Annotated in this window: 12 protein-coding genes and 1 pseudogene; 12 read left to right on the forward strand and 1 reads right to left on the reverse strand. The window is 66.5% G+C overall.

Annotation, left to right across the window (positions count from 1 at the left end):
• The first annotated feature begins 28 nt into the window (after nt 1–28).
• The 12 genes from flgB to GEV05_03950 all read left to right on the forward strand — a co-directional run bounded on the left by flgB (nt 29) and on the right by GEV05_03950 (nt 10,989).
• Nucleotides 29–451: a flagellar basal body rod protein FlgB gene (gene flgB / locus GEV05_03895; protein MPZ42542.1), complete on the forward strand. Its 423-nt coding sequence runs from the start codon at nt 29–31 to the stop codon at nt 449–451.
• 16 nt (nt 452–467) lie between these two features.
• Nucleotides 468–866: a flagellar basal body rod protein FlgC gene (gene flgC, locus GEV05_03900; GenBank protein MPZ42543.1), complete on the forward strand. Its 399-nt coding sequence runs from the start codon at nt 468–470 to the stop codon at nt 864–866.
• 10 nt (nt 867–876) lie between these two features.
• Complete coding sequence (locus tag GEV05_03905) at nt 877–1,536, forward strand: hypothetical protein (GenBank protein MPZ42544.1); 660 nt, start codon at nt 877–879, stop codon at nt 1,534–1,536.
• Nucleotides 1,537–1,576: 40 nt separating this feature from the next.
• Complete coding sequence (locus GEV05_03910) at nt 1,577–2,815, forward strand: flagellar hook-basal body complex protein (protein MPZ42545.1); 1,239 nt, start codon at nt 1,577–1,579, stop codon at nt 2,813–2,815.
• An 18-nt stretch (nt 2,816–2,833) separates the two neighbouring features.
• The gene (locus tag GEV05_03915; GenBank protein MPZ42546.1) at nt 2,834–3,574 is read left to right on the forward strand and encodes a flagellar hook-basal body complex protein; all 741 of its coding nucleotides are present in this window, start codon (nt 2,834–2,836) and stop codon (nt 3,572–3,574) included.
• Nucleotides 3,575–3,625: 51 nt separating this feature from the next.
• Nucleotides 3,626–4,408, forward strand: coding sequence for a flagellar basal-body rod protein FlgG (gene flgG, locus GEV05_03920; GenBank protein MPZ42547.1), 783 nt, complete (start codon nt 3,626–3,628; stop codon nt 4,406–4,408).
• Between the two features lie 104 nt (nt 4,409–4,512).
• On the forward strand, nt 4,513–5,118 hold the full coding sequence (locus GEV05_03925) for a flagellar biosynthesis protein FlgH (protein MPZ42548.1): 606 nt from the start codon (nt 4,513–4,515) through the stop codon (nt 5,116–5,118).
• A gap of 91 nt (nt 5,119–5,209) precedes the next feature.
• Entirely contained in the window at nt 5,210–6,343 is a 1,134-nt protein-coding gene (gene flgI / locus GEV05_03930; GenBank protein MPZ42549.1) for a flagellar basal body P-ring protein FlgI, read from the forward strand.
• A gap of 13 nt (nt 6,344–6,356) precedes the next feature.
• Nucleotides 6,357–7,358: a flagellar assembly peptidoglycan hydrolase FlgJ gene (flgJ, locus tag GEV05_03935; GenBank protein ID MPZ42550.1), complete on the forward strand. Its 1,002-nt coding sequence runs from the start codon at nt 6,357–6,359 to the stop codon at nt 7,356–7,358.
• A gap of 52 nt (nt 7,359–7,410) precedes the next feature.
• A complete protein-coding gene (gene flgK / locus GEV05_03940; GenBank protein ID MPZ42551.1) occupies nt 7,411–9,306 on the forward strand; it encodes a flagellar hook-associated protein FlgK in 1,896 nt (631 codons plus the stop codon).
• Nucleotides 9,307–9,325: 19 nt separating this feature from the next.
• On the forward strand, nt 9,326–10,537 hold the full coding sequence (gene flgL, locus GEV05_03945) for a flagellar hook-associated protein 3 (GenBank protein MPZ42552.1): 1,212 nt from the start codon (nt 9,326–9,328) through the stop codon (nt 10,535–10,537).
• Between the two features lie 8 nt (nt 10,538–10,545).
• On the forward strand, nt 10,546–10,989 hold the full coding sequence (locus GEV05_03950; protein MPZ42553.1) for a hypothetical protein: 444 nt from the start codon (nt 10,546–10,548) through the stop codon (nt 10,987–10,989).
• A 406-nt stretch (nt 10,990–11,395) separates the two neighbouring features.
• Here the strand turns inward: GEV05_03950 and GEV05_03955 are convergent.
• A pseudogene (locus tag GEV05_03955) lies at nt 11,396–12,570 on the reverse strand (mandelate racemase/muconate lactonizing enzyme family protein).
• Nucleotides 12,571–12,691: the final 121 nt, after the last annotated feature.

The raw sequence follows: 12,691 nt of genomic DNA on the forward strand, positions 1-12,691 counted from the left end.
CGCGACAACCAGAGCGTTCCGACCCAACATGAGCAACTCGATCGATCGACTCTTCGCACTGCACCAGGCCGCACTGGGCGCGCGGGCATACCGCAGCCAGGTGCTGGCGTCGAACATCGCCAATGCCGACACGCCCGGCTACCAGGCGCGCGATGTCGATTTCAAGACCACGCTGGCGCAGGCGCTGGGTGGCCCGCCGGCCGCCGGCTCCGCGGCTGGCTCGGCGATGGTGCGCACATCCACCCGGCATATGGGCCCTGGCGGCACGCAAGGCACGGCCGCCAACGCGCCGCTCACCTACCGCACGGTCACGCAGGCAAGCATCGACAACAACACCGTGGACGTGAACATCGAGCGCGCGCAGTTTGCCGACAACGCGCTGCACTACGAAGCTTCGCTCACCTTCATCAATTCCAAGATCAAGGGCCTGCTGGCCGCGATGCAGTCATAGAACGCGAAGGACAACGATGAACCCGATATTCACGATCGCAGGACTTGCCATGACGGCGCAATCGCAGCGGTTGAACGCGGTTGCGAGCAATCTCGCCAACGCCGAGAGCACGGTGAGCTCCACCGGCGAGCCGTATCGCGCCAAACAAGTGGTGTTCTCCACCGTCGCGCTCGATTCGCCGGCCGCGCAAGGCGTGAAGGTCTCCGCCGTGGTCGAGGACGCCTCGCCGCTCAAGCGCGTGTTCGATCCCAAGCATCCGGCCGCGGACGAGAGCGGCTATCTCACGCTGCCCAACGTCAACGTGGTCGACGAGATGGTGAACATGATCTCCGCGTCGCGCTCGTTCCAGACCAGCGTCGAGCTTATGAACACCGCCAAGCAGCTCGCGCTCAAGACCCTTTCCATCGGACAGTAAGGTATCCGCCATGACCACCGCCATCCAGGACGTCATCGCCGCCACCAAGAGCGCCACCGGCCCGCTCGGCGCCACCAGCGCCGCCGACATTCAGGACCGCTTCCTGACGCTGCTCGTCACGCAGCTCAAGAACCAGGATCCGCTGAGCCCGATGGACAACGCCCAGATCACGACCCAGCTGTCGCAGATCAGCACCGTGAGCGGGATCGACAAGCTGAACGAAACGATGTCCAACCTGGCGACCGCGCTCGCCACCAGCCAGTCGATGGCGAGCACTTCGATGATCGGGCGCCAGGTCGTCACGCCCGGCCACACCCTGACGCTCGCGGACAAGAAGTCCGCCGGTGCGATCGAATTGAGCGAGGCGGCCGACCAGGTAACGGTGAGCATCCTCGGTCCGGCGGGCGATGTGGTTCGCCGCCTCGAGCTCGGCCCGAGCCCTGTGGGCCTGCAAGCCTTCACCTGGGACGGCACGGCGCAGGACGGCCGCGCAGCCAAGGACGGCGCTTACACCTTCAAGGCCGAAGCGGTGCGCGCAGGCAAGCCCGTCTCGGCCGCAACGCACATCGTGGGCACAGTGACCGGCATTGGTGTGTCCGGCAAGGACCCAGCGGTCATCATCGACGGTGCCACCGAAGTGCGTTTCGCCGACGTGCGGCGTGTTCAGTAGCGGCACGAACGAATTCCCGGATCATCGATAGGAGCAGCAGATGGCTTTCCAGCAAGGACTCTCCGGATTGAACAGCGCGTCCAAGAACCTGGACGTGATCAGCAACAACGTGGCCAATGCGGCCACGGTGGGCTTCAAGGGTTCGCGCACCGTGTTCGCGGACGTGTTCGCCAATTCGCTCAACGGCTCGGGTGCAAGCCAGGTCGGCATCGGCTCGAAGGTCGCCGCGGTGTCGCAGGAGTTCGGCCAGGGCAACGTCACCTCCACCAACAACCCGCTGGACGTGGCGATCAACGGCAACGGCTTCTTCCGCCTGAGCAAGGACGGCGCCGTCACGTTCAGCCGCAACGGCCAGTTCCACCTGGACCCGGCGGGCTACCTGGTGAATACGGAAAACCAGCGCGTCACAGGCTACGGCGCGGACGCCTCCGGGAACATCATCGCCACCTCGCCGGTCGAGGTCCAGCTGCAGACGGCGGACATCCCGCCGCTCGCGACGACCACCTTCCGTTTCGGCGCCAACCTGGACGCCGGCTCCGCGCAGCCCACCGCGGCGACGTTCAGCACCGCCGACCCCGCCAGCTACAACAACACCACCTCGGGTTCGGTCTACGACACGCTCGGCAACGCGCACGTGCTCAGCTACTACTTCGTGAAGACCGCCACGGCGGGCCAGTGGAACGTCCATGCCTCGGTCGACGATACGGCGATCGGCAATGTCGACCTGGGCGCCGGAGCGGGCAATCCGCTCGCGCTCGACTTCGATTCCAACGGCGCGCTGACGACCACCATGCCGGTCAATGCCGCGCTCACCATCGGCGGCGGCGCCACCACGCCGATCAACTTTGCGCTCGACATGGCCAGCATGACCCAATTCGGCTCGCCGTTCAGCGTCAACAGCATGTTCCAGGACGGCTACTCGTCGGGGCGCCTGGTGGGCCTGAACATCGGTTCCGACGGCACCATCAAGGGCCGCTACACCAACGGCCAGTCGCAGGACCTCGCGCAGATGGCGCTAGCGCAGTTCGCGAACCCGAACGGGCTGAAGCCGCTGGGACAGAACCAGTGGTCGGATTCGCCCGACTCGGGGCTGCCGGTGATCGGCACGCCCGGCAGCGGCAATCTCGGCGCGGTGCAGTCCTCCGCGGTCGAGGACTCGAACGTGGACCTCACCGCCGAGCTGGTCAACATGATCACCGCGCAGCGCATCTACCAGGCGAACGCGCAGAGCATCAAGACGCAGGACGAAGTGATGCAGACGCTGGTGAATCTGCGCTAGGCGCAATAGGCCAGGATCATGGATCGACTCATCTACGTCTCGATGACTGGTGCGCGGCATGCACTGGAAGCGCAAGGGGCCGTCGCGCACAACCTCGCCAACGTCAACAGCTCCGGCTTTCGCGCGCAGCTGAATGCGCTGCGCGCGGTGCACCTGTTCGGCGAAGGCATGCCGACGCGCTCGTACGTGGTCGATTCCACCGTCGGCACGGATTTTCGGCCGGGCACGATCCAGCAGACCGGCCGCGGGCTCGATGTAGCCGTCATGGGCAAGGGCTTTCTCGCGGTGCAGCTGCCCGACGGCTCGGAGGGCTATACGCGCGCCGGCGGCCTGCAGATCGGACCCGGCGGCATGCTGCAGAGCCCGCAAGGCCATCCGGTGCTCGGCGACGGCGGCCCCGTTGCCATCCCGCCCGACGTGACGCTCACGATCGCCAAGGACGGCACGGTGTCCTCGACGCCGACCAGCGGACGCGCGACGGTGAATGTGCTCGGGCGCTTGAAGCTCGTCAATCCGCCGGAAGCCGACCTGGTGCGCGGCGAGGACGGAGTGTTCCGCCTCAAGGCCGGTGGCAGCGCACCCGCGGACGGCAGCGTCGTGATCGCGTCGGGCGCGATCGAAGGCTCCAACGTCAACGCCGTGGAGCAGATGATCGCGCTCATCAGCCATGCGCGCGCGTTCGAGATGCACATGAAGATGCTGCAGAACGCCGATCAGAACGATCGGCAGGCGAACCAGCTGTTGTCGATGAACCGCTAAAGACGCCGCGATGACGTTCGCGCGCGCATAACACCAACCAGGACCCAACCCATGCTTCGCTCCCTCTGGATTGCCAAGACCGGCCTCGATGCGCAGCAGCTGCACATCGACGTGATCTCGAACAACCTCGCCAACGTCAGCACCAACGGCTTCAAGCGCTCGCGCGCGGTGTTCGAGGATCTGCTCTACCAGACGCTGCGCCAGCCCGGCGCGCAATCCTCGCAGCAGACGCAGATTCCCTCGGGCCTGCAGATCGGCACCGGGGTGCGCCCGATCGCCAGCGAGCGCATTTTCACGCAAGGCAACCTGCAGCAGACCAGCAACCCGCTCGACGTCGCGATCCAGGGTGCCGGCTTCCTGCAGATCCTGATGCCCGACGGAACGACCTCGTATACCCGAGACGGGTCGCTGCACACCGACGCCAACGGCCAGCTGGTCACGTCCAGCGGGTTCGCGGTGCAGCCGGCGATCACGATCCCGGCCAACTCGCAAAGCGTCACGATCGGCCGCGACGGCGTCGTGACGGTCGTGCGCTCGGGCTCGACTACGTCGACGCAGATCGGAACGTTGCAGCTCGCCAACTTCGTCAACCCGGCGGGGCTCCTCAGCATGGGCGAGAACCTCTACACCGAGACGACCGCGTCGGGCACGGCGAGCGTCAACCAGCCCGGCAGCAACGGGCTCGGGCTGCTGAGCCAGGGCTATGTCGAGACCTCCAACGTGAACGTGGTGGAGGAGCTCGTCAACATGATCCAGACCCAGCGCGCTTACGAGATCAACTCCAAGGCGATCCAGACCTCCGACCAGATGCTGCAGAAGCTGACCCAGCTGTGAGCGAGCGCGTGATACGAATCCCGAAGCTCTGCGCGCTGCTGCTGCTCGGCGCCCTCGCGCTCGCCGGCTGCAACACCGTGCCGCCCACCGAGGTGCAGCAGCCGATGACGGCCCGGCCGGCGCCCGTGCCGCAGCCGCAGTTGCAGGCCGCGAACGGATCGATCTACCAGGCGGCGCATCCGGCGCAGCCGTACTTCGGCTACCGGCCGCTGTTCGAAGACCGGCGCCCGCGCCACGTCGGCGACATCCTCGTCATCCAGATCAACGAGAAGACCGCGGCGAGCAAGAACTCCGACTCGACCGTGGAGAAGAGCCAGACCAGCGCCTTCGGCGTGACCAGCCTGCTCGGCCTGCCGGGCAAGTCGTTCCTGGGCTCGAACCTCGACGCCAACTCCGAGAGCAAGTTCGACGGCAAGGGAGCGGCGGCGAGCAATAACGATTTCACCGGCACCATTACCGTGACCGTGATCGACGTGCTGCCCAATGGCAACTTGCAGGTGTCGGGCGAGAAGCAGATCGGCATCAACGAGGGCTCGGAGTTCATCCGCTTCTCCGGCATCGTCAATCCGGCCACGATCGCCAACGGCAACGCGGTGTCGTCCTCGCAGGTTGCGGACGCCCGCATCGAATACCGCGCCAACGGCCAGATCCAGTCCGCGCAGGTGATGGGCTGGCTGGCGCGCTTCTTCCTCACTTTCCTGCCGTTCTGAGGTCGGAATGAATCGTCACGCTCAAAATGCACACGCTCACATCGATCTTCGCAGCTCAGTGCGCCGCGTGCGCCATGCCGCGCGCGCGTCCATGCGCGCACTCGCCCTGTCAGGGGCACGCGCACTCGCGTTCGCGGCGAAAGGCGCACTCGCGCTCATCGTACTGCTGGCCGCCGTGCAGGGCGCGAGTGCCGAGCGCATCAAGGATCTCGCCTCGATCCAGGGCGTGCGCGGCAATCCGCTGATCGGCTACGGGCTCGTGGTAGGGCTCGACGGCAGCGGCGACCAGACCACGCAGACGCCGTTCACGGTGCAGAGCGTGCTCAACATGCTCACGCAGATGGGCGTGAACCTGCCGCCCGGGACCAATCTTCAGCTCAAGAACGTCGCCGCGGTAATCGTGACCGGATCGCTGCCGCCATTCGCGAAGCCGGGCCAGGCGATCGACGTGACCGTCTCCTCGATGGGCAACGCCAAGAGCCTGCGCGGCGGAACGCTCCTGATGACCCCGCTCAAGGGCGCCGACGGTCAGGTGTACGCGATCGGCCAGGGCAACGTGCTGGTGGGCGGCGTGGGCGCCGAAGGCGGCGGCTCCAAGGTCACGGTGAATCACCTGAGCGTGGGCCGCATTCCGGCCGGCGCCCTGGTCGAGCGCGCGGTCCCGAGCCACATCGGCGATGCCGAGCACATCTACATCGAGCTCAACGTCACCGACTTCAGCACCACCCAGCGCGTGGTCGATGCGATCAATGGCATCTTTCCCGAGGCCGCCTCGGCGCTCGACGGGCGCGTGGTGCGCGTGCGCGCGCCGGGCGATGTCAGCGGGCGGGTCGGCTTCATCGCCCAGCTCGAGAGCCTTCAGATCACGCCGGCGGCCGCGATGGCGAAGGTGATCGTCAATGCCCGCACCGGGTCGATCGTGCTCAACCGCAGCGTCCAGATCGACGCCTGCGCCATCGCACACGGCAACCTCTCGGTGGTGGTATCGACCGAGCCGCTGGTGAGCCAGCCCAATCCGTTCGGCCGCGGACAGACCGTGCAGACCGAGCGCTCGCAGATCGAGATCAAGGCCGACCGCGGCAGTCTCACCGTGCTCAAGGGGGTTGCGCTGGCGGAAGTGGTCAAGGCGCTGAACGCCGTCGGCGCGACGCCGCAGGATCTGCTCGCGATCCTGCAGGCGATGAAGGCGGCGGGCGCCTTGCGCGCCGACCTGGAAATCATCTGAGCGAGGCCGCGCCATGACCCCGGACACCGATCTCTCGACCCGATTCGCGCTCGACGTAGGCAGCGTCGAGGCGCTCAAGCGCCAGGCGCGCTCCGATCCGGACAAGGCGCTGCGGTCCGCCGCCGCGCAGTTCGAAGCGCTGCTCATGCAGATGATGTTGAAGAGCATGCGCGAGGCCGCGGACAGTACCAGCTCCACCGACTCGCAGGACACGAAAACGTACAAGTCGATGCTGGACCAGCAGCTGACGATGGCCATGGCGAAGCGCGGCGTCGGACTTTCCGACGTCATGGTGCGCCAACTGAGTCGGGGCGCCGTCGCGGAAGCGAATGCGCTCGAAGACGCGAGTCGCGCGGCAGCCGATGTAACCCGGGCGCTGCAGCAGGCGGATGCAGGTGGGACGTTATTGGATCGCGTGGCGCACATCCTGCGCATGCGGCCCGGGCTGCATTCGGCTGCAACGCCTGCCGTCCCGCTCTCGCCCACGAGCGCGGCCGGCGCGGCGAGCAATTCCGACGCCACCACAAGCGGCAGCGCGGCCGATACAGCGCGCGATTTCGTGAGCCGTTTGTGGCCCCATGCGCTGGAGGCTTCGCGCACGACCGGGGTCGCACCGCAGTTCATCCTGGGTCAGGCTGCGCTCGAAAGCGGCTGGGGTCGAGGCGAGATCCGGATGGCCGACGGAGCGTCCAGCCACAATCTGTTCGGCATCAAGGCGGGCAGCGGCTGGCAGGGCGCCACGGCCGATGTGACGACTACCGAATACGTCAATGGCGCGCCGGTGAAGACGGTCGAACGCTTCCGTGCCTATGGCTCCTACGCCGATGCTTTCAAGGACTACGCCAACCTGCTCGCTGCCAATCCCCGCTATGCGCACGTTTTGAACGAACGCACCGATGCGGCGGCGTTCGCCCGCGGCTTGCAGCAAGCCGGCTATGCGACCGATCCCGCCTATGCGGACAAGCTCACGCGCGTCATCACCGGCACGGTGATGCGGCTGGGGCTGGCCGGTTAAGGTTGGGCGCCACGCCGGCCGATAACACGTTACACCGGACAAAGATCATCCCATGGGCAGCAATGTCTTCAACATCGGCCTGACCGGGCTCAACGCGGCGCAGGCGCACCTGGCGACCGCGGGGCACAACATCGCCAATGCGGCGACGCCCGGCTTCCATCGCCAGCGGGTCGAGCTGCAGAACGGTTTACCGCAAGCCAGCGGCGACGGCTTCTTCGGCACCGGGGTCGACGTCGCGACCGTCAGCCGCATCTACAGCGAGTTTCTCGACAACCAGGTCTCGGGCGCGCTCGGGCGCCAGGCGTACCTGAACACGTATCGCGACGAGATCGCACAGATCGACAACCTGCTCGCGGACGCGAATTCGGGCCTGACGCCCGCGCTGAGCGAGTTCTTCAACACCGTGCACGAGGTCGGCTCGGATCCGGAGTCGGCGGCAACCCGGCAGGCGATGCTGTCGGGGGCGGGCACGCTCGTGAGCCGGTTTCGCTCGATCGAAGCGCGCGTCTCGCAGATGTACGAAGCGGCCAACGGGCAGATCGCCGACCTGGTCACCTCGATCAACGGCCTGGCGACCGAGATTGCGCGCCTCAATCAGAGCGTGATCGTGGCCGAAGGCGCGGCCGGTGGGCATGCCGCCAACGACCTGCGCGACCAGCGCGATGCGGTGATCGCGGAATTGAACAAGCTGACCGGCGTCACCACCGTGGCGCAGAGCGACGGCTCGCTCAACGTCATGATCGGCACCGGTCAGAGCCTCGTCGTCGGCAACCAGGCCTTAGCGCTCGCGACCTCGGTGTCGCGCGAGGATCCCAAGCGCCTGGAGATCGGCTACACCAGCGCCAGCGGCACCGCCATCATCACGTCGAGCCTCACCGGCGGTCAGCTCGGTGCGGTGCTCGCGTTCCAGCGCGATGCGGCTGCGCCCACGCTCAACAACCTGGGCCGCATCGCCACCGCGCTGGCATTCGACTTCAATCAGCAGCACCGCCTCGGCCAGGACTTGAACGGCGCCGCGGGCACCGATTTCTTCACCTTGCCTACACCCGGCGTGATCGGGCGAACCGGGAATTCCGGATCGGCCGTGCTCGACGCGACGGTCGTGGATGCCTCGGCGCTCACCACCAGCGACTACCGCATCGCGTACAACGCCGGCAACTACAGCGTCACGCGCTTGTCGGATTCGAGCGTGACCGTTTACGCCTCCTTGCCCCAGACCATCGACGGCGTACGAGTCAGCCTCGGCTCCGGAACGCCGGGCAACGGCGACAGCTTTTTACTGCAGCCCACCCGCACCGGCGCGCGCGACCTCGCGGTGCGCCTGGTCGACGGTTCGCAGATCGCCGCCGCCGCACCGATACGCGGCGCCGCCGGCACCGGCAATACGAGCGGTGCGGCAATCACGGCAGGCGTGGTGAACGGCCCGCCGCCCACGAACGCCAATCTGCTGCAACCGGTGACGATCACGTTCACCGGCTCCGGCAGCTACGACGTGAGCGGCGTCGGCACCGGCAATCCCACCGGGCTTGCTTATGTCTCGGGCGGCGACATCAGCTACAACGGCTGGACCGTGTCGATCGCGGGCGCCCCGCGGGCGGGGGATACGTTCACCATCACGCCGAATTCCGGCGGGGTCTCGGACAACCGCAACGCGACCCTGCTCGCCGGGTTGCAGAGTGCAAAGACGATCGGCGGTGGCGCCGCGACCTACCAAGGCGCCTACAGCCAGTCGGTCGCCAGCGTCGGCTCGAAGACGCGCGAAGTTCAGGTTGCGGCGGCGGCCCAGGAGGCGCTGGTCACACAGACGACGACCGCGCAGCAAAGCCTTTCGGGCGTCAATCTCGATGAAGAGGCGGCCAATCTGATCCGCTATCAGCAGATGTACCAGGCCTGCGGCAAGATGATCGAGATCGTCTCGAAGCTGTTCGATACCCTGCTCGCAATCTAGACGATTCAGGCGGTTCGCCATGCGCATCAGCTCCAGCATCCTGTTCGAGAACGGCGTCAACAACATGCTGGCGCGCCAGCATGAAGTCGCCGACACGCAGAACCACATCAGCACGGGCCGGCGCGTGCTCACGCCTTCCGACGATCCGGTCGCGGCCTCGCAGATGCTGAACATCTCCGAGGCGCAGGCCCTGAACAAGCAGTACGCGAACAACGCGCAAGCGGTCGAGGCGCGGCTCGGCTTGCAGGAGAATATGCTCTCCGCGATCACCCGCCTGCTGCAGGACGCACGTACGCTGACCGTGCAGGCCGGCGACGGGGCGCTGACGCCGGGCGATCTGCGCAGCATTGCGGAGGAAGTGAACGGGCGCTACCAGGAGCTGATCGGGTTGGCGAACGCCACCGACGGCAGCGGCGAATACCTGTTCGCGGGCTTTCGCACCGGCACCACGCCGTTCGCGGAGACTGCGCCGGGCGTGGTTGCCTACCTGGGCGACGAAGGCCGGCGCGAAGTGGCGGTCAGCGATTCGCGCTCGATCGCCGTCAACGATCCCGGCTCCGATATCCTGCTGCGGATCAAGAACGGCAACGGCACGTTCGTTACGGCCGCCGCGGCGGCCAACGCCGGGACCGGCGTGGTGAGCCCCGGATCGGTCGCCGACGCCGCCTCGCTCACCGGGCACAACTATACCGTCACGTTCAGCGTGACTGCTGGTACCACGACCTACAGCGTGGTCGACAACACGACCGCCGCCACCGTGATCAACAACGCCGCGTACGTGGCCGGCGGGCCGATCGCTTTCGACGGCCTGCAGCTCGCGATCGAGGGCGACCCGGCGAGCGGCGACAGCTTCACGGTGCGCCCGAGCAGCAACGTCAGCGCGTTCGCGAGCCTCGATGTGCTGCGCAGCGCGCTGCAGGGGGCAGGCAACGGCCCGGTCGCGAACACCCAGCTCGCCAACGCGCTCAACACGGCGAACCTCAACCTGAGCAACGCGCTCGACCGGGTGCTTGCCGTGCACGCCTCGGTCGGCACGCGGCTGCGGGAGACCGATGCCGTCACGACCGCCAACGAGGATATCGATCTCAATTACGAGGCGCGGCTGTCGCAATTGCGCGACCTGGATTACGCGCGCGCCATCAGCGATCTCACTTTCGAGCAGATGCACCTGGAGGCGGCGCAGAAGTCGTTCGTGCGCATCGCCGGGCTGTCTCTGTTCAACCTGCTGTGAGCGGGGCCGTGCTCCCGTCGCGCTGCCCTTCGCCGACGCTTCGCTGCAGCCTGGCTGCGCTGGGCGCGCTGCTCGCAAGCTGCGCGAGCACCGACGGTCCCAGCCCGGTGCTCATCCCAAACAAGGAGCTGCAAATCAGCAAGTCCCTCGCCATTCCCGTCGAGGGCCTGGTGCTCGGGGCGATCGTCTTGCTGGTGGTCGATCCCCTCGCGCCCAACTGGCAGATCGAGCAGTACGACCTGGGCCGCAAGCGCTATGCGTTCGCGCTCAAGAAGAAGCGCTTCACCACCGGTGGCGACGGCGAAGCCGCGCAGGTGTTCCGCCGGCGTGTGGCCGAGCTTGCGCGCGAGCAAGGCTACGCGGCCTACGAAGTACTCGAGTTCACCGCCGGGATCGAATCCAACGTGCCGATTGCGCAGCGCGTCTCGCACGGAGTCGTGCAGTATCGCTAAGCACGCCGCAGCGCCCTTCCCGCCAAGGGATTGGCCCACTGTTCGGCAAAAATGCGTTAGTCTCTTTGCTTTCGAGAACCCGGGCACGAGAGACACCGAATGGCCAAACCGAACTACGCATTTGCGAAGCGGCAGAGAGACCTCGCCAAGAAGCAAAAGAAGGAAGAGAAACGGCTGCGGAAAACCGGAGCCAACCCGACTACGTCTCAAGAGCCTCAGCCGGCGGCCCCTGGTGAGCCGCAGGTGAGTTCCGACAAGCAAAACGAAGGCTGACCCGTCGGAGGGCGTCCCCCGCACGAGATCCCGACGCCGGGACGCCGGGGCAACGAGGATTCTGCCCCGTCGGCTGTCAGCGCGACGCGGGATATCCGCGTAAGAAGCGAGCCTGGTCCCCAATTTCTCCGTGCTACGCCTTCGGCGGCCGGGCTCGGACCGCCGCTTCGTTCACCTCCACGCCCCAGCCCGGCCCGGTCGGCAACACGAACTCGCCGTTGTCGATGACCGGCGGCGTATCGACCAGGTCGTCCCGCCACGGCACCGCGTCGACGTCGGTCTCCATGATGCGCAGATTCGGCACGGCTGCGCAGAAGTGCGCCGAGATGACGCTCGACAGGTGCCCGTAGAAGTTGTGCGGGGCGACGTTCATCTCGTACACGTCGGCCATCGCCGCGATCTTGAGCGATTCGAGGTATCCGTTCCAGATGACGTCGACGATGGCGACGTCCATCGCGTACGCTTCGAAGAAAGGCTTGAAGTCGCGGCGCTCGCACAAGGTCTCGCACGAAGCGATGGGACAGGGCGAATCGCGGCGGATGAGCGCGAGCGACGCCGGGTCGTGCGTGTCGACTTCGATCCAGTTCATGCCGACCGGTGCGAGCGCTTGCGCGATGCGGCGGAAGCCTTCGGTCTTGTAGTTGAAGTTGAGGTCGATCATGATGCCCATGGAGGGGCCTGCGCCGGAGCGGAATGCGGCTGCCGTGGCGACCCGGCCTGGACGATATCCGCGTCCCAGTTGAGCTCGGGGTAGCCCTTGCTGTAGCCGAACCCCGGACGATAGGCACCGAGCGTCTTGCCGTCGCTGATCATCACGTTCGTTTTCAGCGCCCGGAATCCGCGCTGCTTCACTTCCTCGCCCAGCCGCGCCAGGTCGTCGTAGCTGCTGACGCGCGGGACCCCGAGCAGTTCCGGATAGCGGGCGCGGTAACTGCCGCAGTGCGACCAGTACACCGGGATGCGGGTGCGCACGGCGCCGCCGAAGAGGTCGTAGACCGGCACGCCCAGCGCCTTGCCCTTGATGTCGAGCAGCGCGTTCTCGATCGCCGCCACCGCCTGCCGGTTGATCCCGCCGCGCGACTGGATCGTCTGCGTGCGCAGGTGGGCATTGACGAGCTCGACCTGGCGCGGATCCTTCCCGATCACGCTCGCCGCGAGCGCCGCGATCACCTGGCTCAAGCCCGCGCTGCCGAAGCTTTCGTTGTATTCCGACCAGCCGACGATGCCTTCGTCGGTCATGACCTTGAGAAACGAGAACGTCCGCCAGCCGGCATCGCAACGCAGCGTTTCGACCTTCGTGACCTTCATCGGGGGCTCCGTGCGCCGGTCAAACCGGCGAGTTGTTGTGAATGAAAGTTTCATACGTTGAAGGTCTAGCCAGCCACAGCGGCTCCGAGTCATGCGTGTGTACCGGTGACGGTGCAGGCGA

The sequence above is a fragment of the Betaproteobacteria bacterium genome (genome assembly GCA_009377585.1).
GTDB lineage: Bacteria > Pseudomonadota > Gammaproteobacteria > Burkholderiales > WYBJ01 > WYBJ01.

What these genes read in the sequence shown, in the direction of transcription:
- flgG (MPZ42547.1), top strand. Translation starts at nt 3,626, where the DNA reads ATGCTTCGCTCCCTCTGGATTGCCAAGACCGGCCTCGATGCGCAGCAG.
- GEV05_03915 (MPZ42546.1), top strand. Translation starts at nt 2,834, where the DNA reads ATGGATCGACTCATCTACGTCTCGATGACTGGTGCGCGGCATGCACTG.
- GEV05_03905 (MPZ42544.1), top strand. Translation starts at nt 877, where the DNA reads ATGACCACCGCCATCCAGGACGTCATCGCCGCCACCAAGAGCGCCACC.
- GEV05_03910 (MPZ42545.1), top strand. Translation starts at nt 1,577, where the DNA reads ATGGCTTTCCAGCAAGGACTCTCCGGATTGAACAGCGCGTCCAAGAAC.
- flgJ (MPZ42550.1), top strand. Translation starts at nt 6,357, where the DNA reads ATGACCCCGGACACCGATCTCTCGACCCGATTCGCGCTCGACGTAGGC.
- flgK (MPZ42551.1), top strand. Translation starts at nt 7,411, where the DNA reads ATGGGCAGCAATGTCTTCAACATCGGCCTGACCGGGCTCAACGCGGCG.
- flgI (MPZ42549.1), top strand. Translation starts at nt 5,210, where the DNA reads ATGCGCGCACTCGCCCTGTCAGGGGCACGCGCACTCGCGTTCGCGGCG.
- flgL (MPZ42552.1), top strand. Translation starts at nt 9,326, where the DNA reads ATGCGCATCAGCTCCAGCATCCTGTTCGAGAACGGCGTCAACAACATG.
- flgC (MPZ42543.1), top strand. Translation starts at nt 468, where the DNA reads ATGAACCCGATATTCACGATCGCAGGACTTGCCATGACGGCGCAATCG.
- GEV05_03925 (MPZ42548.1), top strand. Translation starts at nt 4,513, where the DNA reads ATGACGGCCCGGCCGGCGCCCGTGCCGCAGCCGCAGTTGCAGGCCGCG.
- flgB (MPZ42542.1), top strand. Translation starts at nt 29, where the DNA reads ATGAGCAACTCGATCGATCGACTCTTCGCACTGCACCAGGCCGCACTG.